Genomic DNA, 26,422 nt, shown 5'->3' with positions numbered 1-26,422 from the left:
CCACACAAGCGGAGGGAACATGAGCGAGCAGAAAGTCGGGCTCGAAATCGCCAACGGCGTCGCCGTCATCTCGATCGACAATCCCCCGGTCAACGCGCTCGGCCATGCCGTGCGGACCGGGCTCATCGAGCAGCTCGCGGCGGCGGAGGCGGATGCGTCGGTCCGGGTCATCGTGCTCGCCTGCAAGGGTCGCACCTTCTCGGCCGGCGCCGACATCACCGAATTCGGCAAGCCGCCGCGCGCGCCGGGCCTGCACGAGGTGATCGAGCGGTTCGACAATTGCCGCAAGCCGGTCGTTGCCGCGCTGTTCGGCACCACGCTCGGCGGCGGGCTCGAACTCGCACTTGGCTGCCATTATCGCGTCGCGGTCGACTCAGCGCGGATGGGCCTGCCGGAAGTCAAGCTTGGCCTGCTGCCGGGTGCCGGCGGCACGCAGCGCCTGCCGCGGCTGATCGGGCCGGAAAAGGCGGTGGCCGCCATCGTCTCCGGGAAGATGATCGGCGCCAAGGCCGCGCTGGCGGACGGGCTGATCGATGCGATCGTCGCCGAGCCGGTGCAGGGCGCCATCGATTTCGCCCATACGATCGACCCGACCCGGCTCATCCGCGTGCGCGACCGCAGCGACAAAATTGCCGCCGCCAAGGCCGATCCGGGCGCCTTCGAAGCCGCCGCCGCCGAGGCGACGAAGCGGCTCAAGGGCGTCGAGGCGCCGGCCGCCTGTGTCGAGGCCGTGCGCAATTCCTTCACCCTGCCCTTCGACGAAGGAGCACGCGCCGAGCAGCAGGCGTTCATGCGCCTCGTCGTCGGCGACCAGTCGCGCGCCCAGCGGCATGTGTTCTTCGCCGAGCGCGAGGCGCAGAAAATCCCGGGCATCGGTCCCGAGGTGAAGGGGGCGAAAATCGGCCGCGCCGTGGTGATCGGCGGCGGCACGATGGGCGGCGGCATCGCGATGAATTTCGCCAATGCGGGCATCCCGGTCACCATCGTCGAGACCGACGAGGCGGCGCTGTCCCGTGGGCTCGACCGCGTGCGCAGCACCTACGACGTCTCGGTCCAGCGCGGCGCCCTGCCCGCCGGCACGACCGAGAAGCGCATGGCCCTGTTCTCCGGCAGCACCGACTGGGGCGTGATGGCCGAGGCGGATATCGTGATCGAGGCGGTGTTCGAGGAACTCGGGCTCAAGAAGGAGGTCTTCGCGCGGATCGATGGCATCGCCCGGCAAGGCGCGCTGCTCGCGACCAACACCTCGACGCTGGATGTCGACGCCATCGCCGCCGCGACGAAGCGGCCGGGCGACGTTCTCGGCATGCATTTCTTCTCGCCGGCCAACGTGATGAAACTGCTGGAGATCGTGCGCGGCAAGGAAAGCTCCGCGCAGTCGATCGCCACCGCCATCGCGGTGGGCAAGACCCTGGGCAAGGTGCCGGTCGTCGTCGGCAATTGCGACGGGTTCGTCGGCAACCGCATGCTGGCGCGCCGCACCACCGAGTGCGAGCGGCTGATGCTGGAAGGCGCGCTGCCGCAGCAGGTCGATGCCGTGGTCAAGGCGTTCGGCTTCCCGATGGGTCCGTTCGCCATGGGCGATCTGGCCGGGCTCGATGTCGGCTGGCGGATCCGCAAGCATCGCGGCGCCACAGCACCGGTGTCGGACGCGCTGTGCGAGATGGGCCGCTTCGGCCAGAAGACCGGCCGCGGCTACTACATCTATGAGAACGGCAGCCGGGTGCCGACGCCCGACCCCGAGGTCGAGGCGCTGATCAGTGAAAAGGCGGCAGCCCTCGGCATCACCCGGCGGGCGATTTCCGACCAGGAAATCCTCGAACGCATGACCTACCCGATGATCAACGAGGCAGCCCGCATCCTCGAGGAAGGCATCGCCATCCGTCCGTCCGATGTCGATGTCGTCTGGATCTATGGGTATGGCTGGCCGGTCTGGCGCGGCGGGCCGTGCTTCCATGCCGATCTCGTCGGGCTGAAGGAAATCGCCGCCCGGCTCGAACACTACGCCAAGGCGGTGGGCGACGAAACGCTCGCCCCCTGCGCCCTGCTGCGTCACCTCGCGGCGGAAGGCCAGGGGTTCGCGGATTTCGCCCAGGACGCGAAAGCCGCGTCATGAGCGCCCGGCCGTTCCCGTGGGAGCGGAATTATCCGCCCGGTCTCGGCTGGGATATCGACATCCCGGCCGAGACGATCCCGGCCATGATCGCGCGCAGCGTCGCTGAAAACGCAGCCCAGCCCGCGCTGGACTATCGCGATCGTGAAACCGGCTTCGCCGAGCTTGGCATCGCCATCGGCGAGGTTGCCGCCGGGCTCGCCTCGCTCGGCCACGCGAAGGGCGAGCGCATCGCGCTCTATCTGCCGAACGTGCCGGCGCACCCGTTCTGCTTCTACGGCGCGCTGACGGCGGGGCTCGTGGTCGCGCATCTCTCGCCGCTGGATGCGGAGCGCGAGCTTGCCCACAAGCTGCACGATTCCGGCGCGCGCACGCTGGTGACGACCAATCTCGGCGCGATGCTCGGCATGGCGCTGAAACTGCTCGATGCCGGCCATGTCGAGCGCCTCGTCGTCGCCGATGACGCGGCGTTCGGCGAGATCCCCGGCATGGCGCACCCGCCGATCCCGACCGGCGATCCGCGGGTGATGACGCTCGATGCCCTGCGCGCGCGGGGACGGGCGTTCGAATTCGAGCCGCCCGCCATCGCGCCGGGCGATCTCGCGCTGCTGCAATATACCGGCGGCACCACCGGCCTGCCCAAGGGGGCGATGCACACGCACGCGACGCTGCGGGCGGCGGTGGCGATCTACGCCACCTTCTTCGACGGCCAGAACCGCTTCCCGCCGGGGCAGAAATTCCGCGCGATCTGCGTGCTGCCGCTGTTCCATATCTACGCGCTGGTCGTGCTCTGCCTGTTGCAGCTCTCGCGCGGATCGACGCTGCTGCTGCGGCTGAAATTCGATGCCGAAACCACGCTGCGCGACATCGAGGTGAAGAAGGCGAGCTATTTTCCCGGCGTGCCGACGATGTGGATCGCGCTCGCCAACGTGCCGGATCTCGATCGGCGGGATCTCTCGTCGCTCCGCCTCGTCGGCTCGGGCGGCGCGCCGCTGCCGGTGGAAATCGGGCAGCGCTTCGAGCGGCTGACCGGCATGCGCCTCGGCGGCGGCTGGGGCATGACCGAAACCGCCTCGGCCGGCACCGGCAACCTGCTCGACGGGCTGTTCAAGTTCGGCTCCGCCGGCATGCCGCTGCCCGGCATCAAGCTCGACGTCGTCGCCCTCGACGATCCATCCCGCGTGCTGCCCTATGGCGAAACCGGCGAAATCCGCATCCGCTCGCCCAACACCTTCATCGGCTACTGGCAAAACCCCGAGGAAACCGCCCGCAGTTTCGTCGACGGCCATTTCCTGACCGGCGATGTCGGCTATATCGACGAGGACGGCATGGTCTTTCTCGTCGACCGCAAGAAGGACATGATCCTCTCGGGCGGCTTCAACGTCTACCCGACCGTGATCGAGAGCGCGATCTACGAACATCCCGATGTCGCCGAGGTCATCGTCGTCGGCGTGCCGGATGACTATCGCGGCCAGTCGGCCAAGGCTTTCATAACGCTGAAGCCGGGTGCTGCGGAATTCACGATCGAGTCGCTGCGCGACTTCCTTGCCGACAAGCTCGGCAAGCACGAACTGCCCGCCGCCCTCGAATTCCGCGAGACCCTGCCGAAGACATCGGTCGGCAAGTTTTCGCGCAAGGAACTCGCAGCAGAGGAACGCGACGCCCACGCGGCCGCCAGGGCTTCCAGTGCGGCGGCGTCATGAGCCCGGTTTCCATCGCCGCCGCTCCGCGCGGGCGGCCCGACAACCGCACCGACACCAGCACCGGCAGCCGCAAATCGGCCGCCGGCCATATCACGAACAACTGAGGAGAGCGCCATGGAACTCAGCTTTTCGCCCGAGGAAATCGCGTTCCGCGACGAGGTGCGCGCCTTCATCCGCGACAACCTACCCGCAGAGGTGCGCAAGCGCCTGATCGAGGGACGCGAGATCGGCAAGCAGGATATTATCGACTGGCAGCGCAAGCTCAACGCGAAAGGCTGGGCGGTGCCGCACTGGCCGCGCGCCTGGGGCGGGCGGGACTGGAGCCCGGTGCAGGAATTCATCCTGCTCGACGAGCTGCAATCGGCCCCCGCGCCGAGCCCGCTGCCCTTCAACGTCTCCATGGTCGGCCCGGTGATCGCGACCTTCGGCAATGACGAGCAGAAGCGGAAATTCCTGCCGGCCACGGCGAATCTCGACATCTGGTGGTGCCAGGGCTTCTCCGAGCCGGGCGCGGGATCGGACCTCGCCGGCCTCAAGACGACGGCCCGCCGCGAGGGCGATCACTACATCATCAACGGCCAGAAGACCTGGACGACCCTTGCGCAATACGCCGACTGGATCTTCGTCCTCGCCCGCACCAATCCGGGGGCGGAGAAGAAGCAGCAAGGCATTTCCTTCATCCTTGTCGACATGAAGACCCCCGGCATCACCGTCCGGCCGATCCAGCTGATCGATGGCGGGCACGAGGTGAACGAGGTCTGGTTCGACGAGGTGAAGGTGCCGGCGGAAAACCTCGTCGGCGAGGAGAACAAGGGCTGGGACTATGCGAAGTTCCTGCTCGGCAACGAGCGCACCGGCATCGCCCGCGTCGGCGCCTCGAAGCAGCGCCTGCGCCGCATCCGCGAACTCGCCGCGATCGAGCGCGCCGGCGATGCCAGGCTGATCGACGCGCCCTGGTTCCGCGAGAAGCTCGCGGATGTCGAGATCGATCTCAAGGCGCTGGAAATCACCCAGCTCCGCGTCCTCGCCGAAGCGCGCAAATCGGGCAAGCATGGCCGGCCGGACCCGAAATCCTCGATCCTCAAGATCAAGGGTTCGGAAATCCAGCAGGCGACGACCGAGCTGCTGCTCGACGTCGTCGGCCCGCTCGCCATGCCATTCCAGGGCTCGACCGATCCGGATGACGACGGCAACGCCATGCCGATCGGGCCGGACGATGCGGCCGAGGCGGCGCCCACCTACTTCAACTGGCGGAAGATCTCGATCTACGGCGGCTCGAACGAGATCCAGCGCAACATCATCGCCAAGGCGATCCTGGGGTTCTGAGGACAAGACAATGGATTTCGATTTCACCGAAGAACAGCGCCTGCTGCGCGACAGTGTCGGCAAGCTTTTCGCCAGCCGCTACGCCGATTTCGAAAAGCGCAAGGCCTATGCGAAACTTCCCGAAGGGTTCGACCGCGCGGTCTGGGCCGAATATGCCGAGGCCGGGCTGCTCGCCCTGCCCTTCGACGAGGCGCAGGGCGGCTTCGGCGGCGGGCCGGTCGAGACCATGATCGTCATGGAGGAGATCGGCAAGGCGCTGGCCCTCGAACCCTATCTCGCCGCGATCATCTTCGCCGGCGCCGTCCTCCGCCACGGCTCGAGCGCGGCGGTGAGGGACGAGGTGGTTCCAGCACTTGCCGCCGGCGAGACGATCGTCGCCGTCGCCCATACCGAGCGCAGTTCCCGCCACGACCTCGAAGACGTGACCACCACCGCGAAGCGCGACGGCGATCACTTCATCCTCGAGGGCGAGAAGTCGGTGGTCCTCGGTGGCGACACGGCGGACTGGCTGATCGTCAGCGCCCGCCTCTCGGGCAGAAGGCGCGACCGCGACGGGATCGGCCTGTTCCTGGTCGATGCGAAGGCCGAAGGCGTCTCCCGCCGAGGCTATCCGATGCAGGACCTGCTGCGCGGCGCGGAAATCTCGCTCGCCAGCGTGCGGGTTCCGGCGGCGCGGCAGATCGGCGATCTCGCGGTGCTGGAGCGCGCGCGCGACGAGACGATCGCCGCCCTCTGCGCCGAGGCGGTGGGCGCGATGGAGGCCCTGGTCGCACTGACCGTCGACTACATGAAGCAGCGCAAGCAGTTCGGGGTGGCGATTGCCGTCTTCCAGGCGCTGCAGCACCGCGCCGTGGACATGTATGTGGCGCTGGAACAGGCGCGCAGCCTTGCCATCTTTGCCGCCCTCTCGGCCGCCGACGACGATGCCGAGGCGCGCGGCAAGGCGATGGCGCTGGCCAAGGCCGGGGTGGGCAAGGCGCTGCACTTCGTCGGCCAGCAGGCGGTCCAGCTGCATGGCGGCATCGCGATGACGATGGAATACAAGGCCGGCCACTACTTCAAGCGGCTGACGATGATCGACACGATGTTCGGCAACGCCGATCACCATCGCCGCCGGCTCGCCGCCTGATGTTCTGAACCGGCGCCGGGCCAACCCGGCGCCGGTGTTTAGCCATCGAGGCCGAGGGCGCGCAGCCGCGCGGCCTCCTCGTCCCAGCCCGGGCGTTCCTTGACGTTGAGAAACAGGTGCACCCGCCGCTCCAGCTGGCGCTCGAGATCCCGCCGCGCCCGCGACCCGATCGACTTGATGCGCGCCCCGCCCTCGCCGAGCACGATCTTCTTGTGGCCGGCGCGCGCGACATAGACCGTGACGTCGATCCGCACCGATCCGTCCTTCCGCTCGCTGAAACTCTCGGTCTCGACCGAGGCGCCGTAAGGCACCTCGTCGCGCAGCTGGAGAAAGATCTGCTCGCGCACCAGCTCGGCGGCGAGCATCCGCTCGGTCTGGTCGGTCAGCTCGTCCTCGGGGTAGAGATGCGGGCCCTCGGGCATTGCCGCGGCCAGCGCGTCGAGCAGGCGATCGACGCCGTCGCGCTTCAGCGCGCTGATCATGAACACTTCCGCGAACCCGCCCTGGCGCGCCAGCGTTTCGGCCAGCGGCAGCAGCCTGTCGCGCGGCAGCAGGTCGATCTTGTTGAGGATCAGCCAGCGTGGCCGCCCGGTCGCGGCGAGCGCCTCGATCGGCTCGGCGAGATCGTCCGGGTCCGCCTTCGCCGCATCGACGATCAGGCAGGCGAGATCGGCGCCGGCCACGCCCTCCCACGCCGCGGCGACCATTGCACGGTCGAGCCGCCGCTTCGGCGCGAAGATGCCCGGCGTGTCGACCAGCACGATCTGGTCGCCACCGCGCATGACGATGCCGGAAATGCGAAACCGCGTGGTCTGCGCCTTGGGTGTCACGATCGACACCTTGGCGCCGACCGCCTGGTTCAGCAGGGTGGACTTGCCGGCATTCGGCCGTCCGAGAAGGGCGACATAACCACAGCGGGTCGTCATTGCAGTTGCTCCAGCAGGTCGCGCGCGGCGATCTGCTCCGCCTCGCGCTTGGTTCCGGCGAGTCCCTCGGCCGAGCGTCCCTCGACCGTCACGCGGATGCGAAAGCGCGGCGCGTGCGAGGGGCCGGTCCGCTCCACCAGCTCATAGGCCGGCAGAACCGGCCCGCGCGCCAGCGCATATTCCTGCAGCGCGGTCTTCGGGTCCTTGGGCGGGGCGCTCGGCTGCCCGTCGATCCGGGGTGCGAAGATGCGGCGGATGAACAGGCGCGCCGGCTCCAGCCCGCCATCGAGATAGAGCGCGCCGATCAGCGCTTCCAGCGCATCGGCCAGCACGGTCGCGCGGTTGCGCACCCCGCGCCGGCTCTCCCCCGGCGAGACCGAGAGCAGCCCGGCAATCCCGCCATGCTCGGCAATCTCCGCAAGCGACTGGCGGGAGACGAGATGTGCCAGCCGCGGCCCCAGCCCACCCTCGCGCTCATGCGGAAACCGCTCGATCAGCCATTCCGCGATCAGCAGGCCCAGCACGCGGTCGCCAATGAATTCCAGCCGTTCGTTCGATCCGAGGCCACCCTGCCCGACGGCGGAGCGATGGGTGAGGGCCTGGGCAAGCAGGTCAGGCCGCGCGAAGCGATGCCCGAGCAGCGCCTCCGCCGCCTCGTTCAATGGATGACCGTGAACAGCCGGTCCCAGCGGATATCGACCGGCCAGTACCAGAACGCCCACCACGGATGATCGAGCCGGATGGAGAACCAGATGATCCGCGCCCGGCCGACGAAATTCGCCAGCGGCACGTAGCCGACGGCGTCGAGATAGCGCGAATCCTCGGAGAAATCGCGATTGTCGCCCATCATGAACAGATGGTCAGCCGGCACGTGATAGACCGGCGTGTTGTTGGCAAAGCCCTGGCTGGTTTCCTTGGCGATCAGATGGGTGACGCCATCCGGCAGGTGCTCGCGATAGAGCCGCACGCTGACCGGCACGCCCTCGCCGGAATCGAGCGGGGTCTCGATATAGGTCCCGGCCGAGGTGCGGGGCACCTCGTGCCCGTTGATGTAAAGCTGCCCGTCGGTCACCTGCACGGAGTCGCCCGGCTCGCCGATCACCCGCTTGATGTAGTCGACGGCCGGATCGCGCGGCAGGGCGAACACCGCGATCTGCCCCTGCTTCGGCAGCGAGCCGAAGATCCGCCCCTTGAAGTCCGGCTCGCCGAACGGGAAGGACCAGCGCGAATAGCCGTAGTTCCACTTGGTCACCAGCACGAAATCGCCGGGCAGCAGCGTCGGCGTCAGGCTGCCGGAGGGAATGAAGAACGGCTCGAACAGGAAGGAGCGGATGAACACGGCGATCACCACGACATAAACGATCGTGACAACCCACTCCCTGACCGAGCCTGCGACCGTATCCTTCGTCTGCGCCATGTCCAACCGTTCTGAAATGTTCCGCCCGGTTCAACCGTGCGGGGGGCGCGAAGTCAAGGAACCGGTCCTGACAGCGGCGTGAACGCCTCGCACGACCTCGCGATTTGCCACGGCATGGCCCGCGATTGTATGGCTCTCGATATGCCAACAGACCGGACTCCCGCAGCCATGAAGCGCCGCCTTTTGTGCCTGACGTTCGCCCTCCTTTCCACCACCTCCCTTGCCGCCGGCCACACGGTCACGCGGCACAAGGGCCCGGCACACCGCCCGGCACACCATGCCGCCGCCGCCGCCGCGGTGCCGCAGCAGGATGCCGGCCCACCGCCGGTCGCGCCGCTCGCCGTCGCGGGCGTGCCACAGCCGCCCGAGCTGCCGCAGCAGGCGGCCTATGTGCTGATGGATGCCGATACCGGTGCGGTGATCGCCGCCAAGGCGCCGGACCAGCCCTGGCCGCCCGCCAGCCTGACCAAGCTGATGACCGCCTATCTCACCTATCAGGCCGTGACCCGCGGCGCGTTGAAGATGGACCAGACCGTGCCGGTCAGCGCCACCGCCTGGCACACCGGCGGCTCGCGCATGTTCATCTCGCCGGCCATGTCGGTGACGGTGGACCAGCTGCTGCACGGGCTCATCATCGATTCGGGCAACGATGCCGCCGTGGCGCTCGCCCAGGCGGTTGCCGGCAGCCGCGGCGGGTTCGTCGGCCTGATGAACCACGAGGCCAAGGCGCTCGGCCTGAAGGCGACGCATTATACAAATGTCGATGGCCTGCCCGACCCGGACCTGCGCACATCGGCGATGGATGTCGCGACCCTGTCGCGCGACATCGTCCGCACCTATCCGCAATTCCTCAAGATATCGGTCAAGAAACACTTCACCTTCGACAAGATCCGCCAGCGCAGCTGGAACCCGGTCCTGTTTCACGACCCGACGGTGGACGGGCTGAAGACCGGCCGCACCAACGAGGCCGGCCATTGCATCGACGCCACCGCGCTGCGCAACGGGCGGCGCCTGATCGCCGTGGTGCTCGGCGGCCCGAACTGGTCGGTCAGCACCCACGACATCGAGTCCCTGCTCGATTACGGCTACCAGTTCTACACCAACGCCACGATCGTCACCGCCGGCAAGCCGGTGGGCACGCTGAAGGCGCCGCTCTATCGCACCACCAGCGTTGCTGTCGGGCCGGGGCACGACGTGTCGATGACGCTGCCGGTTCTGGCGGCGAAAACGCTGAAAACCAGCGTGACACTCGATCCGCCGCCGGCGGGAGGCGTGCATCGCGGGCAACAGGTCGGCACCATCACCGTAACCGCCGAGGGCAAGACCCTGGCCACCGTTCCCGCCGTGGCGCTGGCGGACGATCCGCGGGCCAGCTTCATGACCCGGATGATGCGCCGGCTGAAGGCAGCACTGTAACCGCACTCCGGTCGTTCGGCCGGAGCCGCACCTTTGCGGCTTCCGCTCGCGAAACGGCGGGCGGCGGCTTGCAAAATCCGGTGCCGCTTGCCATTATGCGGCCGAAGATTGGTCGAAAGCCGGTCGCAATCGGGTGGATTGCCGGAGAACAGTCCGGCGGTCGCGCCCGTTTTTCGTTGTCAACGCTGTTCGCTGTATCCTGGACAGCCCACCCTGGAGAGACTGCATGTCCGGCACCCAGCTTGCCAAGATCCGGAATATCGGCATCACCGCACATATCGACGCGGGCAAGACCACGACCACCGAGCGCATCCTCTATTACACGGGCGTGTCGCACAAGATCGGCGAAGTCCACGACGGCAACACCACGACCGACTACATGGCGCAGGAGCGTGAGCGCGGCATCACCATCACCTCCGCCGCGGTGACCTGCGAGTGGAAAGACCACCGCATCAACATCATCGACACCCCGGGCCATATCGACTTCAACATCGAGGTGAACCGTTCGCTGCGCGTGCTCGACGGCGCGGTGTTCATCATCGAGGGCGTGGCCGGCGTGCAGCCGCAGTCCGAAACCAACTGGCGCCTTGCCGACCGCTACAACGTGCCCCGCATCATCTTCATCAACAAGCTCGACCGCACCGGCGCCGATTTCTACCGCGCGTTCGACACGCTGAAGGAGAAGCTCGACATCGTGGCGCTGCCGCTGCAGCTGCCGATCGGCATCGAGGACCAGTTCATCGGCGTGGTCGACCTCGTCGAGATGAAGGCGATCGTCTGGGAAGGCGGCGAGCTCGGCGCGAAGTTCCATGACGAGGAAATCCCGGCCGACCTGCTGGAGAAGGCCAAGGAACACCGCCAGACCCTGCTCGACACCGCGCTCGCGGTCGACGATGCCGGCATGGAGGAATATTTCGAGAAGGGCGACGTCAGCGTCGAGACCCTGAAGCGCGCCATCAAGACCGGCACCATCTCGGGCGCGTTCCGCCCGGTGCTGTGCGGCACCGCCTTCAAGAACAAGGGCGTGCAGCCGCTGCTCGACGGCGTGCTCGACTACCTGCCGAGCCCGATCGACATCGAGGGCATCAAGGTCGCCCCGCCGGAAGGCGAGGAGGAAGACCCCTCGGTCGAGCGCCGCGTGATCCCGGCCAATCCGGAAGCCCCCTTCGCCGGCCTCGCCTTCAAGATCATCAACGACAAGTACGGCACGCTGACCTTCGTCCGCGTCTATGCCGGCACGCTGCGTTCGGGTGACACGGTGCTCAACACCACCAAGGGGCACAAGGAACGCGTCGGCCGCATGTTCCAGATGCACGCCGACAAGCGCGAAGAGGTCAAGGAAGTCCAGGCTGGCGACATCGCCGCCTTCGTCGGGCTGAAGGATACCGGCACCGGCGACACGCTGGCCTCCGCGGAAGATCCGGTGGTGCTGGAGCGCATGGCCTTCCCGGTTCCGGTTATCGACATCTCGGTCGAACCCAAGACCAAGGACGCCGTCGAGAAGATGACGCTGGCGCTGCAGAAGCTCGCCGGCGAGGATCCCTCGCTTCGCCTCAAGACGGACCAGGAAACCGGCCAGACCATCCTCTCCGGCATGGGCGAGCTGCATCTCGACATCATCATCGACCGGCTGCGGCGCGAATACGGCGTCGAGGCCAATGTCGGCGCGCCGCAGGTCGCCTATCGCGAAACGATCACCCGCGAGCACACCGAAACCTACACCCACAAGAAGCAGTCGGGCGGTTCGGGCCAGTTCGCCGAAGTCAAGATCGTGTTCCAGCCGCTGGAGCGTAACGAGGGCATCCAGTTCGAGAACTCGGTGGTCGGCGGCACCGTGCCGAAGGAATACATCCCGGCGGTCGAAAAGGGCATCCGCATCCAGGCCGACACCGGCGTCCTCGCCGGCTTCCCGACCGTGGACTTCAAATACACCCTGGTCGACGGCAAGTACCACGATGTCGACTCCTCGGCGCTCGCCTTCGAAATCGCCGCCAAGGCCTGCTTCCGCGAAGGCATGAAGAAGGCCAGCCCGGTCATTCTCGAGCCGATCATGGATGTCGAGATCACCACGCCGCAGGACCATGTCGGCGACGTCGTGGGCGACCTCAACCGCCGCCGCGGCATGATCCAGAACCAGGAAAGCTCGGGATCGACCGTCATCGTCCGCGCCCAGGTGCCGCTGAAGGAAATGTTCGGCTACATCTCGAACCTGCGTTCGATGACCAAGGGCCGCGCCTCCTTCACCATGCAATTCCACCACTACGATCCGGTGCCGCGCAACATCGCGGAAGAAATCATGGCCAAAAGCGCCTGATCCAACGCGGCTAAACAGGGCGCCCGAAAGGGCGCCAGTCGCCTGAAGCCTGCCGAACGCGGACGACAATGTCGTCCGCGTTTTTCTTGTCTTCAGCTCTGGTGAGGAAATCGCCCGAGGCGGGGCAGGCGTCAGCCCGGGTTGCGGGCCGTGATCAGGTGAATGGTCGCCGCCAGCCTCGCATCCGGGCCGGCATAGCCGGGCAGCGCGGCGCGAAACGCCGCAACCAGCGCCCCGCGCATCGCTGGATCGGCCTGTCTCTCGTCGATCAGCGCGCCCGCCGGGCCCATCGTGGCCGCCATCCTGGCCTCGTCGTCGAGAGAGTTTCCATACAAATCGACGCGCTCCGGCGCGACCGCGACATCCGCAAATCCCGCCGCCGCCAGCACGGCGCACACATGCGCGCGGTCGGAGAAGGCCAGCGGTCCCGGCGCGTGCGGCCGGCGTGGCTTCGGCGGCCCGAGACGCTCGATGGCGATGCCCAGCGGCACCGACCAATGAGGATTGTCCTCGATCGGCCCCCAGGCCGCGCAGACGAGTCGGCCGCCCGGCACCAGCGCGCGCCGCAGATTGGCGAACGCCGCCGCCGGATCCTCGAAGAACATGATCCCGAACCGCGAGGTCATGAGGTCGAACGGCGCGGCGAAAGTGGCGACGGCGGCGTCCGCCTCCAGCAGCGTCACCTGCGCGAGGTCGCCAAGCCGGGCCTGCGCCGCCTCCAGCATCGGGCGCGAGACATCGACGGCGGTGACGTGCCCGCCCTCGCCCACCAGCCCGGCAAGCCGCGCCGTGGTCGTCCCCGTGCCGCAGCCGATCTCCAGCACCCGCTCGCCGGGGCGGGGCGCTGCCAGCTCCAGCAGCCGGTCCTCAACCCCGGTGAGCCGGGCTTCCATCGCCGCCTGGAGGCCGATCCATTTCGGCCCGGCGACCTCGTTCCAATAGGCGATCTGCCGCTCGTTGCCGCCCCCGGCCGCCGCCTCGCTCACGCCGCCGCCTGCCGGCGCAGCTTCGGCATGAACTTGAGCGCGAACCGCACCAGCATGGGCATCGTGGTCGGCCGCAGCAGCCGCTGATCGTAGCCGGAAAACCGCCGGTCGTTCTCCTCAAGGCAGATGCGCATCAGCTCGGGCACCGAAATCTCCTCGGCGCTGACCGATTTGCTGCCGGTGACCGTGAAGTTGTTGTCCTGCGTCTTGGGCTTGTCCTTGCCGCCATCGTCCATGCCGCGGGCGATGCCGATCCGCTCCCAGCCGAGAAACGCCCACACCGCCGCCACCCGCAGCTCGAACCAGATCCGCCGGTGCAGCGGCAGCTTCGCCCGGTGCCACGCGACCCAGTTGGCGAAGAGCAGGATGTGCCGGCACTCCTCCTGCATCACCGGCTCGAAGGTCTCGACCAGTTCGGCCGGGAAGAAGCCCGAGCGCTTCGCCAGCTCGAACAGGCCAAAGGCAAAGAAACTGTCGATGCATTCCGAATAGCCGGTCACCATGTAGGCCCATTCGGGATCCTTCGGCTGGAGGTATTCCGGCTCCGGCTCCAGCGGGATGTCATAGGCCGCGACCAGCTTGGAGAGCACCTCCTTGTGCCGGTTCTCCTCCCAGCCGTTCAGCTCGATCGTCTTGCTCATGTCCGGATCGGCAATGATCCGCGCATAGGCCGCCATCCGCAGCCGCGCCTTGCCCTCGGTCTGCACCGCGATGTCCCAGATCGGCAGCGAGGTGATCTTGTTCAGCGTCTCCGCGTCGAGTTTCGGCCACTCGATCACCGAGGGTTTGTAGGGGTTGAAGGTTTCGTGGAACATCGCGCAGACGGCGCGCTTGTGGGTTTCCGAGCCCGGCTTCAGCGGCCCGGGATCGGGGCTGACCCAGTGACGGGCGGCCTTGTCGGCGGCTTCGATGGTGGCGGCATCAACGGTCATTGCAGTGGCGTTCATCGACCTTCATCCTTGTCTTCTGTCGGCAATATCGGTGCCAGCGGGACGATTTTAACCCCGCCCGAAACCGGTTCAACCCGACGCCGAACTCTGTTACCCTGCCGGTATGGAAACGCGCCACAATCTCACCGAAAACCCCGATCTCGGCCTGATCAAGTCGCTCGACATACGGGGCAATCCGCATGGTCCGCTCGCCGGGCTCAACGTCGTCGTCAAGGACCTGTTCGACATCGCAGGCGAAGTCACCGCCTTCGGCAACCCCGACTGGGGGCGGCATTTCGGCGCCGCCCTCTCGCATGCCTGGATCGTCTCGCAGCTTCTCGAATCCGGTGCGCGCATCACCGGCAAGACGACGACGGTCGAACTCGCCTTCGGCCTCGAAGGCCGCAACGCCCATTACGGCACGCCGATCAACCCCGCCGCACCGGACCGGCTGCCCGGCGGCTCATCCAGCGGTTCGGCGGCGATGATCGCAGGCGGCTACGCCCATGTCGGCATCGGTTCGGACACCGGCGGCTCGGTGCGGATTCCGGCCAGCTATTGCGGCCTTTACGGGCTGCGCCCGAGCCAGGGGCTGCTCAGCCTCGCCGGCGCTGCGGCCCTTGCCCCGAGTTTCGACACGCCCGGCTGGTTCGCCCGCGATGCCGAGACCATGCTCCGCGTCGGCGAGGCACTGCTGCCGCCAGCACCGCCGCTATCCGCCCAGTTCCTCAGGATTCCCGCCGCCTTCGCCAATGCCGATCCCGGTGTCGTCGCCGCCCTCGCGCCGGCGCTCGACAGGCTCGGCCCGACCGCCGAGATCGACCCGGTGCCGGAGGGGCTCGACCGCCTGCTGGCCCTGCAGAACGCCGTGCGCGGGCGCGAAACCTGGCTGACACTGGGCGGCTTCATCGACAAGGTGAACCCAACGCTCGACCCGGTTACCGCCGGCCGGATCGCGGCCACGCGGGGCTTCACCACCGAGGCCGCCGCCGAAGGCAAGGCGGCGCGCCTCGCCTATACGGCGCGGATGCACGCGTTGCTGGCCGGCGGCGCGGTGCTGGTGATCCCCACCTCGCCCTGCCCGGCCCCGCCGGTGGCAGCCGAGCAATCGGTCTATGAAGACGTCCGCACCCGCACGCTGCGTGTCGGCATCATCGCCGCCTTCGCCGGCCTGCCGGAACTCACCATCCCGGTGGGCAAGGTGGGTGGCGCGCCGGTCGGCCTGTCGCTCATCGCCGGGCCGGGACGCGACCTCGCCCTGCTCGAACTCGCCGCCGACCTCGCGCTCGCCTGAGCGCGCGGCCGGGACACGATTTCAGAAGATCTCGTCGTATATCCTCACGATCTCGGCAGCATCCGGCACCGCCGGATTGTTGCCGGGACTGCCGGAGGCCAGCGCCTGCTCCGCCATTTTCGGCAGCAGCGCGTCCCAGTCGGCACGGGACACGCCGAAACCCTCCGGCGTCGGCACTTCAAGCTCGGCGTTGATCGCCTCAAGCGCCTCGATCAGCCTGGCGCCGGCCAGCTGGTCGGCATCGTCGGCGCGGGCGAAGCCGGCGAGGCGGGACGCTTCGGCATAGCGCGGCAGCGACGCGTTGAGCGAAAACCGCGTCACCGCCGGCAACAGCATCGCGTTCGACATGCCGTGCGGCACGTGGAAATGCGCCCCGATCGGCCGCGACATGCCATGCACCAGCGCCACCGAGGCGTTGGAGAAGGCGAGCCCGGCCAGGGTCGCGCCCAGCATCATCGCCTCGCGCGCGTCGCGATCCTGCGGCGTCTGCCAGACCTTGCGCAGATTGGCGCCGATCAGCCGCATCGCGCTGCGCGCATAGGCGTCGGAGACCGGGTTCGCCCGCCGCGAGACATAGGCTTCCAGCGCATGGGTGAAGGCATCGATCCCGGTATCGGCGGTGGTGCGCGGCGGCACGCTCATGGTCAGCTCGTAATCGACCACCGCCGCCAGCGGCAGCGCCCCGAGGCCGGCGATCAGCATCTTCTCGTCGGTCTCGGTATCGGTGATCACGGTGAAGCGCGTCGCTTCCGAGCCGGTCCCGGCGGTGGTCGGCACCGCGATCAGCGGCAGCGCCGCCGCATCCGCGGCCACCGGCACCTTGAAGTCGCGCATCCGCGCGCCCGGTGCGGCCGCGAGCAGGATGTTGATCGCCTTCGCCGTGTCGATCGGCGAGCCGCCGCCGAAGCCGATCAGGCAGTCGAACTCACCGCCGCGTGCGGCCGCAACGCCGGCCTCCACCACGGTATCCACCGGCTCCGGCACGGTATCGCTGAAGATCGTGCAGACGATCCCGGCCGCTTCCAGCGGATCGGTGATGCGGCGAACCAGGCCGAGCTTCACCATGACCGGATCGGTGACGATCAGCGGCCGCGACAGGCCGAGGCGGCCGAGCAGGGCCGCGATCCGCGCCGCAGACCCGCCACCAATATCCATGTGCCGCGGTGCGAAAAATCCAATATCCATGTTGCGTTCCCCCCACAGGCGATCCGGCCCGGCCGGATAAGGACGATCTGGTGTCACGCGTCCGAACCCGACCGGATTCCAGACTTGCGACACCAGTAGAACCAATCATTCAGCTTCCTGCCTGTCCCTGCAATTCTCTGCGGAATTTCAGGGGCAGGACACTACATCGCACCCGGCGCCGCCGCCTCGTCGAGTTCGGCGGCCATCGCCGTCCGCCACCCCAAGCCTTCCGGCGCGCAGAGGATGGGCGCGGCATTGGCCGTGCGGCCTTCCAGGCTCACGCCGAGCAGCCCGCGCACCGCCCGGAAGAAGGCACCGTGCGACACCAGCAGCAGCGGTCCCGGCCGCGCCAGAATGGCGCGCAGCGCGGCCCCGGCGCGGAGGGTGATGTCGGCGAAGCTCTCCGCGCCCGGCGGCGTCAGCCGCCCGTCGATCCAGTCGCTGAACCAGGGTTCGAGCGGCTTGCCCTCCATCCCGCCGAACACCACCTCGCGCAGCTCCGGCTCGAAGGCGAGCGGTAGGCCGAGCGTCTCGTTGACGATTTCGGCCGTCTCGCGCGCCCGCTGCATCGGCGAGGCGACGATGCCGACAATCCCGCGCCCGAGCAGCAGCGGCGCCGCCGCGCGCGCCTGCGCCCGGCCGGTCTCGTTCAGCGGAATGTCGATTGCCCCTTGCGACAGACCCTGCGCGTTATAGTCGGTCTGACCGTGGCGGAGGAACCAGAACGGCGTGCGCGGCAGCGTCATCAGGACAGGCGCTCCTGCTCCATCGCCCGCGCCACCGCCGGGCGCGCCTTCATCCGCGCGTAATGCGCCGCGACATGCGCCGGCAGCGGGAGGGTCTGCCGTCCCTCTGCCCAGAACGACACATAGAACAGCGCCGCGTCGGCGATCGAGAAACTGCCGAGCAGCCACTCACGCCCATCGGCGAGCACGTTGTCGATCAGGTCGAACCCTTCGGCGAAAATCTTGCGCCCCTGTTCGCGCACCGCCTCCTTGTCCTCCGGGTTCGGCGCGAAACGGTCCGGGCGGAAGATGCGGGTAAAGCCCTGCGGGTGCATCCAGCCGTTGATGTAGGCGACAAGCTCGTTGCAGCGCGCCGCCTCGACCGGGGCGGAAGGCACCAGCTGCGCCTGCGGGTTGGTGGCGGCAAGGTAATGGGCGATGGCGATCCATTCGGTCAGCACCGCGCCATCGTCGAGCACCACCGCCGGCACTTTCGCCTTCGGGTTGATCGCCCGGAATTCGTCGCTGAACTGCTGCCCCTCGCGCAGGTTCACCAGCACGCCCTCGTGCGGCAGGCCAAGCTCTTCGAGCAGCACGTGAATGCCGAGCGAGCAGGCGCCGGGTGTGTAGAACAGTTTCATGCGTTTCCTCCGGGTTGGCGGCTGGTCAGTCGAACAGCGAGCTGACCGAGGTCTCGTCCGAGATGCGGCGCATCGCCTCGGCAAGCAAGGGGGCGATGGGCAGCACGCGCAGATTGGCCGGCGGATTGCGCGCGGGATCGAGATTGATGCTGTCGGTGATGGTCAGCGTCTCGATCGGGCTGGCGCCGATGCGCTCCAGCGCCTTGCCCGAGAGCACGCCATGGCTGACATAGGCCGAGGCCGAGGCCGCGCCGTGGCGGATCAGCGCCTCGGCCGCGTTGCAGAGCGAGCCGCCGGAATCGACGATGTCGTCGATCATGATGCAGTGCCGGCCCTCGACATCGCCGATCACGTTCATCACTTCCGAAACACCGGCGCGCGGGCGGCGCTTGTCGATGATCGCGAAATCGCAGGCCAGCCGGCTCGCCGTGGCGCGGGCGCGGGCGACACCGCCGGCATCCGGCGACACCACCATGATATCCCGCCCGGCGAACCGCTCCTGGATGTCGCGCGCGAACAGCGGCGCGCCGTAGAGATTGTCCACCGGGATGTCGAAAAAGCCCTGGATCTGCCCGGCATGCAGGTCAAGCGTGAGCACGCGGTTCGCCCCCGCCTCGGTGATGATGTTGGCGACCAGCTTGGCGGAAATCGGCGTGCGCGGGCCGGTCTTGCGATCCTGCCTGGCGTAGCCGAAATACGGGATCACCGCGGTGACGCGCCGCGCCGAGCCGCGCCGCAGCGCATCGAGCGTGATCAGCAGTTCCATCAGGTTGTCGTTCGCCGGAAAGCAGGTGGACTGGATGACGAACACGTCCTCGCCGCGGACATTCTCCTGGATCTCGACATGGATCTCCATGTCGGCGAAGCGGCGGATGATGGCGTTGGTGAGCGGCAGGTGCAGCGCCTTGCTGACGGCTTCCGCGAGCGGCAGGTTCGAATTACACGCGACGATCTTCATGTGGCGTATCCTTGCGGCCGGAACGAGCGGCCCCGATGTCGAAGGAAATGGACCGAACGATCCGAGCCGCGTGTAGCAACCGCTCCCGCCCCTGTCCATTGACGCGCGGGCAGTGCAGGCCATTGCACCGATGGCCCCGTGCGCGGTATCCTGCAATCCATGAGCCAATCCCTGCCTCTCGAGGCCGAAGCGGCGCGCGACGCCTGGCTCACGCGCGACGTCTGGCCGCGGCGGATCTTCGCCTTCCTGGTCGATCTCGTGCTGCTCGCGATCCTCAGCGGCGCGATCTGGTGGACGATCGTGGTGCTCGGCTTCGCCACGCTCGGCCTCGGCTTTCTGCTGCTGCATTTCACCTGGGCGGTCCCGCCGCTTTATTACGTGCTCTGGCTGCGCTCCGCCGCCGCGGCCACGCCGGGGCAGCGCCTGCTCGGCCTGACGCTCCGGCAGGACGACACGCTGGAGGGCGGCGGCGCCCTGAAGCCGAGCTTCGCCCAGGCCATCGCCTGGACGGTGCTGCTCGGCGTCTCCTTCATGGTGGGCATGCTGCCCTTCCTGCTGGTGCTGGTGACGAGGCGGCGCCGGACCGGGCATGACCTTCTCTCCGGCCTGACGGTGGTGCACGCCGCAGCGCTCGGCCGCCCCCTGCCGCCGTGACCGTCTCCAGCCGCCCGCCGCAATTCTTCTACGCAACGGCCCCCCTGCCCTGCCCCTATGTCGCCGGGCGAACCGAGCGGAAGGTCGTCACCGAACTCGCCGGCGCCGATGCCGATGCGCTGCACAACCGGCTCTCGCGCGGTGGCTTCCGCCGCAGCCACAACATCGCCTACGCGCCGGTCTGCCCCGGCTGCCGCTCCTGCATCCCCATCCGCATCATCAGCGACCGGTTCCGGCCGAACCGCACCCAGAAGCGGATCATCGCCGCGAATGAAGGGCTGCGCGCCTACGAGATGCCCCCCCGCGCCACGGCCGAGCAGTTCAAGCTGTTCCAGCGCTACCAGCAGGCCCGCCACGGCGATGGGGACATGGCGGGCATGAGCTTCTACGATTACCGCGCCATGGTCGAGGATACGCCGATCGAGAGCTGGCTGGTCGAGTTCCGCGACGCGACCGACGAGCTGATCGGCGCATGCCTGACCGACCGCCTCGCCGACGGGCTTTCCGCCGTCTACTCGTTCTTCGCCCCTGAGCTGGTCCGGCAATCCCTCGGCACCAGGTCGATCCTCTGGCTCGTCGAACGCACGCGCGAGCTGGGCCTGCCTTACGTCTATCTCGGCTACTGGGTGCCGGAGAGCCCGAAAATGGCCTACAAGGCGCGGTTTCGCCCGGCCGAGATCCTGCTCGGCGGTAGCTGGACGGACCTGACCGACGATCTTGCCGCCGCCGAAAGCCCTGCCGCCTGGCCCCTGCGTCTCGCTCCGGTGCGCCAGAGCGGCACCTGATCCGCGAAGCTCACGCCGGATTGATCGCGCGGCACCTCGCCTGCCCTTGTGCTGCCACGAGGATGGCGAAGATGAACGCCAGCAAACAGGAGACCATCATGAACCGATCAGCCCTCGCGCTCGGCCTTGCCTCCGCCCTCATCCTCGGCGCCGCCACTGCACATGCCGCCTCGCCGCCGCAACCGGTCTACATCCACATGAACGGCGCCAACGAGTTCCTCGAACGCCTCGTTTTCGTGCACCCCGGCCAGAAGGTGGTGTTCGTCAACGAGGATACCGGGCCGCACGCCATTCTGGGCTACAACCCGCAGACCGGCGCCGCGAGCAAGACCTTCGACGACCCCGCGCTGGCGGGCACGCCGGGCAAGGGACACAAGCTCCACACCTACGCGATCAGCTTTCGCCACCAGGGACCGCAATGGTATTACTGCCCGGTCCATGCCGGTCTCGCCAAGGCGCCGGGCGGCGTGTGGATGCCGAAAGTGCGCCCCGGCGTGCACGGGTTCGGCACGCCGATGGCCGGGGTGATCATCGTCACCCGCGATGCGGCGCTCTTGAAGGACAATCCTGCAACCAGCCATTCAAAGGTGCTGCCGGGCTATTTCGGCGGCTGAACCGCGCCCGGACCGCCCCTTGCCCGCAGGCGCCGATCGCAGCGGCGCCCCTCGGGAGAGGGGACCGTCAGAGCGTCATCCGATCAGATGGCATGATCTGATCGGATAAAGCGCCCTGGTTATCAACATGACTGAATATGCTCCGATCCATCAGGATCGGGACGCGCTCCAGGGCCGGCCGGGCCGGACATGAGCACGAGATCGTCGCGGTGGATCAGCTCGTCCCGCCCGCGCCAGCCGAGCAGCGCCTCGATCTCGTCGGTCCGGTGGCCCGCGATCAGCGCCGCATCCTCGCTCTGATAGGCGGCAAGGCCACGGGCCAGCGCCGCGCCATCCGGCCCGGCGATCTCGACCGCATCGCCGCGCTCGAACCGTCCCTCGACGCGCACCACCCCCGCCGGCAGCAGCGATGATCCGCCGCGGATCGCCCGCACGGCACCGGCATCGACATGCAGCCGCCCGAGCGGCGCGAGCGAGCCGGCGATCCAGCGTTTGCGCGCCGAGCGCCCGCCGGGCTGCGGCAAAAACCACGTGCAGCGCGCCCCTGATTCGAGCGACGCAAGCGGATGCACAACCCCGCCAAGCGCGATCGCCATGGCGCAGCCGGCCTGGGTGGCGATCCGCGCGGCGACAAGCTTGGTCCGCATCCCACCGGAGGAATAGCCCGGCGGCGGCGCCCCGCCCATCGCCTCGATCTCCGGCGTGATCGCGGCGACGACCGGCAGATGCGCCGCCCCCGGGTCGCGCCGCGGATCGGCGGTATAGAGCCCGTCGATATCGGAGAGCAGGATCAGCTGGTCCGCCTCCACCATTTCGGCCACCCGGCCGGCGAGCCGGTCGTTGTCGCCGAAGCGGATCTCGCCGGTCGCGACCGAATCGTTCTCGTTGATCACCGGCACGGCGCCAAGTTCGAGCAGGGTCCGCAATGTCGCCCGCGCGTTGAGATAGCGCCGCCGGTCCTCGGTATCGTCCATGGTCAGCAGCAGTTGCGCCGCCACCAGCCGGTGCGCGGAAAGCGCCTCGCTCCAGGCCTGCGCCAGCCGGATCTGCCCGACCGAGGCCGCGGCCTGCTTCTCCTCAAGCCGTAGCCGCTTCTGCGTCAGGCCAAGCTGCCGCCGCGCGAGAGCGATCGCCCCGGACGACACCACGATCACACCGACGCCGCGCGCCCTGAGGGACGCGATGTCCGCGGCCACGCTTGCAAGCCAGGCCGTGCGCGGCGCCGCGGCATCGGGATCGACGATGAGGGCAGACCCGATCTTCACCACCAGCAGCCGCGCGCTGCCTGGATCGGGCAGCCCCTGGCTCACTGCCGCTGCTCGCGGATCATCCGCAGGGTTTCGCGCAGCACCGCGTCGACCCCCTGATGCGCGGCGGCGGAAATCACCATGACCTTGCAGCCCGAGGCCCGTTCCAGCGCCGAACGCCGGCCGGCGATCTGGTGCGGCGTCATCGCATCCATCTTGTTCAGCACGATCAGCTCGGGCTTGTCCGCCAGCCCGCCGCCATAGGCTTCAAGCTCGCCGCGAATCGTCCGCCAGGCGTCCACCACGTCGCCGGCCGCCCCGTCGATCAGGTGGATCAGCGCGGCGCAGCGCTCGACATGGCCGAGAAACCGGTCGCCGAGCCCGGCGCCGTCATGCGCGCCCTCGATCAGGCCCGGAATGTCGGCGAGGACGAATTCCTCGGTCATCGACAGCCGGACCACGCCAAGCTGCGGGTGCAGCGTGGTGAAGGGATAGTCGGCGATCTTGGGCCGCGCCGCCGAGGCCACCGAGAGAAAGGTCGATTTCCCGGCATTCGGCAGCCCGACCAGCCCGGCATCGGCGATCAGCTTGAGCCGCAGCCAGACCCAGCGCTCCTCGCCCGGCCAGCCGGGATCGGCGCGGCGCGGCGCGCGGTTGGTGGAGGTCTTGAACATGGCGTTGCCATGGCCGCCATCGCCGCCGCGCAGCAGCACGATGCGCTTGCCCGGCGCGTCGAGATCGGCGAGCAGGGTCTCGCGGTCGTCATCGAGGATCTGGGTGCCGACCGGTACCTTGATCACCACCGTCGGCGCGGCCGCACCGGTGCGGTCCGATCCGGAGCCGTTGCCGCCCTTGCGGGCCCGGAAATGCTGGGTGTAGCGGAAGTCGATCAGCGTGTTCAGGTTCTCGACCGCTTCGAACACGATGTCGCCGCCGCGGCCGCCATTGCCGCCGTCCGGCCCACCGAACTCGATGTATTTCTCGCGCCGGAACGCGACGACGCCGTTGCCGCCATCGCCCGAACGCACATAGATTTTAGCCTGGTCGAGGAACTTCATGGGTGCAGATACGCAAAAGGCCGGCACCGGCCGGCCTTCGCGTCTTTCATGCCGGAGACAGATTACTCCGCGGCGAGCGGCAGCGGCTCGACCGAAACGTGCACACGGCCTTCGGCCTTGCGGGAGAACTTCACGCGCCCATCGACGAGGGCGAAGATCGTGTGGTCACGGCCGACGCCGACATTGGAACCCGGCTTCACCTTGGTCCCGCGCTGGCGGATGATGATGTTGCCGGCGATCACCTGTTCGTCACCGAACTTCTTGACGCCGAGGCGGCGGCCTTCGGAATCGCGCCCGTTGCGCGACGAGCCACCGGCTTTCTTGTGTGCCATGGGATATCCCTCCGATCAGGCGGCGTTTATGCCGGACACGCGCAGCACGGTCACCGGCTGACGGTGGCCATTCTTGCGACGGCTGTTCTGCCGGCGGCGCTTCTTGAAGATGATGACCGTATCGAGCTTGTCCTGCGCGATCACCGTGGCGGTAACCGTCGCTCCCTCGACCACGGGCTTTCCCAGGGTCACGCCCTGTTCACCGCCAATGGCGAGAACGTCGGTGAAGGTGATGGTGCTGCCGGCCTCGGCCTCGAGCTTCTCGACCTTCAGCACCGCGTCCGGCACGACGCGATATTGTTTTCCGCCGGTGCGGATGACTGCAAACATCGATCTGGTCCAATTCTATCTGCAACGCCGCGCGGGCGGACAAAGAAAAGTGGCGCGAAACCCTGCGGCGTCGCGCGATTGCGGGGTTATAGCGCGCTCCATCCCGCTGTCAATCGATTTGCCCGCTCCCCCCGCCATCGATGCCCGCGCCGCGGCTGTTGCCTAGTCAGCACCATCATGCTTATAACCCCGCCCGACCGCGGAGAGGTGCCAGAGTGGTCGATTGGGACGGTCTCGAAAACCGTTGTGCCTTCACGGGTACCGTGGGTTCGAATCCCACCCTCTCCGCCACCACCATGAATTATCCAATATCATAATGTACAAAAATTGGCTGATTTTAGCCAATTTTGGTGTTTTGTTGTTGCATCCCGGCGTATCCCGTTGCATGATATCCCACTCGCTATGTGGTAATTAGTGTGGGATAAGATTGGGTAAGCTTTCAGCCACTTCAGTGAAGGCCGCAAAGGAGCCGGGCCGCTATGGCGACGGCGACGGCCTTTACCTTGTTATCAGCCCTCGGGGCGGGAAGTCCTGGGTTTGTCGGGTGCAGAAGGGCGGCAAGCGCCGGGACGTTGGGCTTGGGAGTGCAAAGAAGGTGTCGCTGGCATTGGCCCGTGAGCGCGCCACGAAGGTGCGGACGCAGGTTGAGGTTGGACTTGACCCCGTTGCCGAGCGGCGAAAAGAGGCCGGGATACCCACCTTCAAGGAAGCCGCCGCGCTGGTGTTTGCAGAGCACAAGGCGAGCTGGCGGAACCAGAAGCACCGGGCACAGTGGCTATCCAGCCTTGAAACATACGCATTCCCAATGCTGGGCGAATTATCGGTTGCCGTGATTGATTTCCACCACGTCCGGGATGCCGTGATTTCCATTTGGCTTAAAAAGCCGGAAACAGCCCGGCGCGTGCGCCAAAGGATCAACACGATCATCGACTGGGCTGTCGGCAAAGGGTACCGGGCGACTCCCCTGCCCATTGCCACGATCAATAATTCGCTGCCCAAGGTTAGGGCTAAGGGGGCGCATCATACGGCGCTGCCCTATGCCGAGGTTCCGGCTTTCGTTGCTAAGCTCAAAGAGCGGGATACGGTAGGGCGGCTCGCTCTTGTGGCGCTGATTCTTACTGCGACTAGGTCCGGCGAGATACGCGGTGCGACTTGGGGCGAAGTCGATCTGGACAACGCTCTATGGACGATCCCGGCCGAACGTATGAAGGCCGGGCGGGAGCATATTGTGCCGCTGTCATCGGCTGCCCTGGACGTATTCCGGCGAGCAAAAGACTACAGAGAGGCACGGAGCGAGTTGGTGTTTCCCGGCCAGCGCGGTGGCAAGCCACTTTCCGATATGACGCTGACCAAGATTTGCCGCGACATGGAAGTCGCCGCCGTGCCGCATGGCTTCCGCTCCTCTTTCCGCGATTGGGTGGCAGAAGAGACAGACTTTGACGGAGATATCGCCGAGATGGCCTTGGCCCATGCCATTGGGAACAGGGTCGAGGCAGCTTACCGGCGGGGCAATCTGCTGGAGAAGCGGAAGGCGCTCATGGAGGCCTGGGGTACATACTGTGATAGGAGGTAGAAATGCAGAATATCATTCTGAGAAATTTTGGCTTGATATAAAATCAAATTCAGGTCGCCCAGGAGTGATGTTTTATTGTCTAGTTGCACGAGCTTGGGAAAAGGAAAGCTCGGTCTACAATCCAACAAATATTTTTGGATTTACATATTGATGGATGGGATTACTTTATACGATTCGTATGAAAAGCATGCGCGCGGATGCGATGATCCGCTACAGGCTCAAAGTACTTTTATCAGAAAATTTATCGATAATGAGTTTTATGCTACCGGCGGTATTCCTGGAGAGTACAGCATAAAGCACATTGATATTGAGTTTTGGCAGATATTCAAGAAGATGCTGTCGATCGGAATCGTCGCTGAGGGAATGCTGTTTGACATAATACACGATAGAATAATTAAAATGGAATTCGGAAATCAAAAAATCGTGTATGAAAATATCGTCGTTTATGAAGAGCCTTATAAGAAACTAGATCAATCCGACAGTTTGAAAAAGAATGCTTCCGGCAGGAAACCAGATAAGGACAAATGGGAAATAACTGTGGCAGAGGCTTTTCGTATTTATTTTGAAAATGGCTTCCCTCGTAGCCGGGCTGAGTTTGTGAAACAAATTGAAGAGGCTGTTTTTGCCTTAGAGTCCACAGACCCATTGGGTCATGAAACGCTCGTAAAGCTTGTTAGACGCATTTACGATCGTTGTGGATTGTAAAATTAGTTAAGCTTTAATTAGTTATTCTTCCTGGCCAGACTCTGAATTCTTCCGATTCTTCC

General features: G+C 66.7%; 25 protein-coding genes and 1 tRNA gene. 13 read left to right on the top strand and 13 right to left on the bottom strand.

Features of this window, described 5'->3' with window-relative positions:
- Positions 1–19: 19 nt before the first annotated feature.
- From HUW10_RS13770 to HUW10_RS13755, 4 genes are all read left to right on the top strand, one after another.
- Positions 20–2,116 carry a 3-hydroxyacyl-CoA dehydrogenase NAD-binding domain-containing protein gene (locus HUW10_RS13770; protein ID WP_174504023.1) on the top strand — a complete coding sequence of 699 codons (2,097 nt, stop codon included), beginning with the start codon at positions 20–22 and terminating at the stop codon, positions 2,114–2,116.
- The gene (locus HUW10_RS13765; protein ID WP_174504022.1) at positions 2,113–3,816 is read left to right on the top strand and encodes an AMP-binding protein; all 1,704 of its coding nucleotides are present in this window, start codon (positions 2,113–2,115) and stop codon (positions 3,814–3,816) included. Before HUW10_RS13770 ends, HUW10_RS13765 begins: the two co-directional genes overlap by 4 nt.
- 114 nt (positions 3,817–3,930) lie before the next feature.
- Positions 3,931–5,142 carry a pimeloyl-CoA dehydrogenase large subunit gene (gene pimC / locus HUW10_RS13760; protein ID WP_174504021.1) on the top strand — a complete coding sequence of 404 codons (1,212 nt, stop codon included), beginning with the start codon at positions 3,931–3,933 and terminating at the stop codon, positions 5,140–5,142.
- Positions 5,143–5,152: 10 nt separating this feature from the next.
- Entirely contained in the window at positions 5,153–6,271 is a 1,119-nt protein-coding gene (locus HUW10_RS13755; RefSeq protein ID WP_174504020.1) for an acyl-CoA dehydrogenase family protein, read from the top strand.
- A gap of 38 nt (positions 6,272–6,309) precedes the next feature.
- On the opposite strand, the gene era is transcribed toward HUW10_RS13755, so the two are convergent.
- Genes era through lepB form a run of 3 tightly spaced genes read right to left on the bottom strand, consistent with a single transcriptional unit; the run spans position 6,310 to position 8,614 of the window.
- Complete coding sequence (gene era / locus HUW10_RS13750) at positions 6,310–7,197, bottom strand: GTPase Era (RefSeq protein ID WP_174504019.1); 888 nt, start codon at positions 7,195–7,197, stop codon at positions 6,310–6,312.
- Complete coding sequence (gene rnc / locus HUW10_RS13745; protein ID WP_174504018.1) at positions 7,194–7,859, bottom strand: ribonuclease III; 666 nt, start codon at positions 7,857–7,859, stop codon at positions 7,194–7,196. Before rnc ends, era begins: the two co-directional genes overlap by 4 nt.
- Positions 7,856–8,614, bottom strand: a complete 759-nt coding sequence (lepB, locus tag HUW10_RS13740) for a signal peptidase I (protein WP_174504017.1) — start codon at positions 8,612–8,614, stop codon at positions 7,856–7,858. Before lepB ends, rnc begins: the two co-directional genes overlap by 4 nt.
- Positions 8,615–8,782: 168 nt before the next feature.
- Here lepB and HUW10_RS13735 point away from each other — a divergent pair, with 168 nt between their 5' ends.
- Entirely contained in the window at positions 8,783–10,030 is a 1,248-nt protein-coding gene (locus tag HUW10_RS13735) for a D-alanyl-D-alanine carboxypeptidase family protein (protein ID WP_236656396.1), read from the top strand.
- Between the two features lie 226 nt (positions 10,031–10,256).
- Positions 10,257–12,344 (top strand): elongation factor G, encoded by a 2,088-nt coding sequence (gene fusA, locus HUW10_RS13730; protein ID WP_174504015.1) that lies wholly within the window; start codon positions 10,257–10,259, stop codon positions 12,342–12,344.
- Positions 12,345–12,475: 131 nt separating this feature from the next.
- On the opposite strand, the gene HUW10_RS13725 is transcribed toward fusA, so the two are convergent.
- Both HUW10_RS13725 and HUW10_RS13720 read right to left on the bottom strand, forming a co-directional pair.
- A complete protein-coding gene (locus HUW10_RS13725) occupies positions 12,476–13,330 on the bottom strand; it encodes a class I SAM-dependent methyltransferase (RefSeq protein ID WP_174504014.1) in 855 nt (284 codons plus the stop codon).
- On the bottom strand, positions 13,327–14,277 hold the full coding sequence (locus HUW10_RS13720) for a ferritin-like domain-containing protein (protein ID WP_174504013.1): 951 nt from the start codon (positions 14,275–14,277) through the stop codon (positions 13,327–13,329). Before HUW10_RS13720 ends, HUW10_RS13725 begins: the two co-directional genes overlap by 4 nt.
- Before the next feature lie 106 nt (positions 14,278–14,383).
- Between HUW10_RS13720 and HUW10_RS13715 the strand changes: the two genes are divergently transcribed.
- On the top strand, positions 14,384–15,553 hold the full coding sequence (locus tag HUW10_RS13715) for an amidase (protein WP_174504012.1): 1,170 nt from the start codon (positions 14,384–14,386) through the stop codon (positions 15,551–15,553).
- Between the two features lie 21 nt (positions 15,554–15,574).
- Here the strand turns inward: HUW10_RS13715 and HUW10_RS13710 are convergent, their stop codons facing one another.
- The 4 genes from HUW10_RS13710 to HUW10_RS13695 all read right to left on the bottom strand — a co-directional run bounded on the left by HUW10_RS13710 (position 15,575) and on the right by HUW10_RS13695 (position 19,062).
- Positions 15,575–16,738 (bottom strand): iron-containing alcohol dehydrogenase, encoded by a 1,164-nt coding sequence (locus tag HUW10_RS13710; RefSeq protein ID WP_174504011.1) that lies wholly within the window; start codon positions 16,736–16,738, stop codon positions 15,575–15,577.
- A 161-nt stretch (positions 16,739–16,899) separates the two neighbouring features.
- A complete protein-coding gene (locus HUW10_RS13705; protein WP_174504010.1) occupies positions 16,900–17,484 on the bottom strand; it encodes a histidine phosphatase family protein in 585 nt (194 codons plus the stop codon).
- Entirely contained in the window at positions 17,484–18,104 is a 621-nt protein-coding gene (locus HUW10_RS13700) for a glutathione S-transferase family protein (protein ID WP_174504009.1), read from the bottom strand. Before HUW10_RS13700 ends, HUW10_RS13705 begins: the two co-directional genes overlap by 1 nt.
- 25 nt (positions 18,105–18,129) lie before the next feature.
- Complete coding sequence (locus HUW10_RS13695) at positions 18,130–19,062, bottom strand: ribose-phosphate pyrophosphokinase (RefSeq protein ID WP_174504008.1); 933 nt, start codon at positions 19,060–19,062, stop codon at positions 18,130–18,132.
- Between the two features lie 159 nt (positions 19,063–19,221).
- On the opposite strand from HUW10_RS13695, the gene HUW10_RS13690 reads away from it, so the two are divergent.
- From HUW10_RS13690 to HUW10_RS13680, 3 genes are all read left to right on the top strand, one after another.
- On the top strand, positions 19,222–19,716 hold the full coding sequence (locus HUW10_RS13690) for an RDD family protein (protein ID WP_174504007.1): 495 nt from the start codon (positions 19,222–19,224) through the stop codon (positions 19,714–19,716).
- Positions 19,713–20,501 (top strand): arginyltransferase, encoded by a 789-nt coding sequence (locus HUW10_RS13685; protein ID WP_174504006.1) that lies wholly within the window; start codon positions 19,713–19,715, stop codon positions 20,499–20,501. Before HUW10_RS13690 ends, HUW10_RS13685 begins: the two co-directional genes overlap by 4 nt.
- 71 nt (positions 20,502–20,572) lie before the next feature.
- A complete protein-coding gene (locus HUW10_RS13680; protein WP_174504005.1) occupies positions 20,573–21,115 on the top strand; it encodes a Cupredoxin in 543 nt (180 codons plus the stop codon).
- Between the two features lie 122 nt (positions 21,116–21,237).
- Here HUW10_RS13680 and proB read toward each other — a convergent pair whose 3' ends face one another.
- From proB to rplU, 4 genes are all read right to left on the bottom strand, one after another.
- Complete coding sequence (proB, locus tag HUW10_RS13675) at positions 21,238–22,425, bottom strand: glutamate 5-kinase (protein WP_174504004.1); 1,188 nt, start codon at positions 22,423–22,425, stop codon at positions 21,238–21,240.
- A complete protein-coding gene (gene obgE / locus HUW10_RS13670; RefSeq protein WP_174504003.1) occupies positions 22,422–23,420 on the bottom strand; it encodes a GTPase ObgE in 999 nt (332 codons plus the stop codon). Before obgE ends, proB begins: the two co-directional genes overlap by 4 nt.
- Before the next feature lie 62 nt (positions 23,421–23,482).
- Complete coding sequence (gene rpmA, locus HUW10_RS13665) at positions 23,483–23,752, bottom strand: 50S ribosomal protein L27 (RefSeq protein ID WP_174504002.1); 270 nt, start codon at positions 23,750–23,752, stop codon at positions 23,483–23,485.
- A gap of 15 nt (positions 23,753–23,767) precedes the next feature.
- Positions 23,768–24,082 (bottom strand): 50S ribosomal protein L21, encoded by a 315-nt coding sequence (rplU, locus tag HUW10_RS13660; RefSeq protein ID WP_174504001.1) that lies wholly within the window; start codon positions 24,080–24,082, stop codon positions 23,768–23,770.
- A gap of 201 nt (positions 24,083–24,283) precedes the next feature.
- On the opposite strand from rplU, the gene HUW10_RS13655 reads away from it, so the two are divergent.
- The 3 genes from HUW10_RS13655 to HUW10_RS13645 all read left to right on the top strand — a co-directional run bounded on the left by HUW10_RS13655 (position 24,284) and on the right by HUW10_RS13645 (position 26,360).
- Positions 24,284–24,373 (top strand) — tRNA-Ser (locus HUW10_RS13655).
- A 136-nt stretch (positions 24,374–24,509) separates the two neighbouring features.
- A complete protein-coding gene (locus HUW10_RS13650; RefSeq protein ID WP_174504000.1) occupies positions 24,510–25,655 on the top strand; it encodes a site-specific integrase in 1,146 nt (381 codons plus the stop codon).
- A 150-nt stretch (positions 25,656–25,805) separates the two neighbouring features.
- On the top strand, positions 25,806–26,360 hold the full coding sequence (locus HUW10_RS13645) for a hypothetical protein (RefSeq protein WP_174503999.1): 555 nt from the start codon (positions 25,806–25,808) through the stop codon (positions 26,358–26,360).
- Positions 26,361–26,422 lie beyond the last annotated feature (62 nt).

The organism is Acidiphilium sp. C61 (genome assembly GCF_905116885.1).
In the GTDB taxonomy this organism is placed as follows: Bacteria; Pseudomonadota; Alphaproteobacteria; order Acetobacterales; family Acetobacteraceae; genus Acidiphilium.
This window is presented reverse-complemented; position numbering and strand designations above follow the sequence as displayed.

Excerpts from the sequence above, each read along its gene's own strand:
- rplU (WP_174504001.1), bottom strand. The coding sequence starts at position 24,082 with ATGTTTGCAGTCATCCGCACCGGCGGAAAACAATATCGCGTCGTGCCG.
- HUW10_RS13765 (WP_174504022.1), top strand. The coding sequence starts at position 2,113 with ATGAGCGCCCGGCCGTTCCCGTGGGAGCGGAATTATCCGCCCGGTCTC.
- fusA (WP_174504015.1), top strand. The coding sequence starts at position 10,257 with ATGTCCGGCACCCAGCTTGCCAAGATCCGGAATATCGGCATCACCGCA.
- HUW10_RS13770 (WP_174504023.1), top strand. The coding sequence starts at position 20 with ATGAGCGAGCAGAAAGTCGGGCTCGAAATCGCCAACGGCGTCGCCGTC.
- lepB (WP_174504017.1), bottom strand. The coding sequence starts at position 8,614 with ATGGCGCAGACGAAGGATACGGTCGCAGGCTCGGTCAGGGAGTGGGTT.
- era (WP_174504019.1), bottom strand. The coding sequence starts at position 7,197 with ATGACGACCCGCTGTGGTTATGTCGCCCTTCTCGGACGGCCGAATGCC.
- HUW10_RS13710 (WP_174504011.1), bottom strand. The coding sequence starts at position 16,738 with ATGGATATTGGATTTTTCGCACCGCGGCACATGGATATTGGTGGCGGG.
- HUW10_RS13645 (WP_174503999.1), top strand. The coding sequence starts at position 25,806 with ATGGATGGGATTACTTTATACGATTCGTATGAAAAGCATGCGCGCGGA.
- HUW10_RS13680 (WP_174504005.1), top strand. The coding sequence starts at position 20,573 with ATGAACGCCAGCAAACAGGAGACCATCATGAACCGATCAGCCCTCGCG.
- HUW10_RS13695 (WP_174504008.1), bottom strand. The coding sequence starts at position 19,062 with ATGAAGATCGTCGCGTGTAATTCGAACCTGCCGCTCGCGGAAGCCGTC.
- rpmA (WP_174504002.1), bottom strand. The coding sequence starts at position 23,752 with ATGGCACACAAGAAAGCCGGTGGCTCGTCGCGCAACGGGCGCGATTCC.
- HUW10_RS13690 (WP_174504007.1), top strand. The coding sequence starts at position 19,222 with ATGAGCCAATCCCTGCCTCTCGAGGCCGAAGCGGCGCGCGACGCCTGG.
- HUW10_RS13720 (WP_174504013.1), bottom strand. The coding sequence starts at position 14,277 with ATGAACGCCACTGCAATGACCGTTGATGCCGCCACCATCGAAGCCGCC.
- HUW10_RS13700 (WP_174504009.1), bottom strand. The coding sequence starts at position 18,104 with ATGAAACTGTTCTACACACCCGGCGCCTGCTCGCTCGGCATTCACGTG.
- HUW10_RS13705 (WP_174504010.1), bottom strand. The coding sequence starts at position 17,484 with ATGACGCTGCCGCGCACGCCGTTCTGGTTCCTCCGCCACGGTCAGACC.
- HUW10_RS13735 (WP_236656396.1), top strand. The coding sequence starts at position 8,783 with ATGAAGCGCCGCCTTTTGTGCCTGACGTTCGCCCTCCTTTCCACCACC.
- HUW10_RS13755 (WP_174504020.1), top strand. The coding sequence starts at position 5,153 with ATGGATTTCGATTTCACCGAAGAACAGCGCCTGCTGCGCGACAGTGTC.
- pimC (WP_174504021.1), top strand. The coding sequence starts at position 3,931 with ATGGAACTCAGCTTTTCGCCCGAGGAAATCGCGTTCCGCGACGAGGTG.
- HUW10_RS13715 (WP_174504012.1), top strand. The coding sequence starts at position 14,384 with ATGGAAACGCGCCACAATCTCACCGAAAACCCCGATCTCGGCCTGATC.
- obgE (WP_174504003.1), bottom strand. The coding sequence starts at position 23,420 with ATGAAGTTCCTCGACCAGGCTAAAATCTATGTGCGTTCGGGCGATGGC.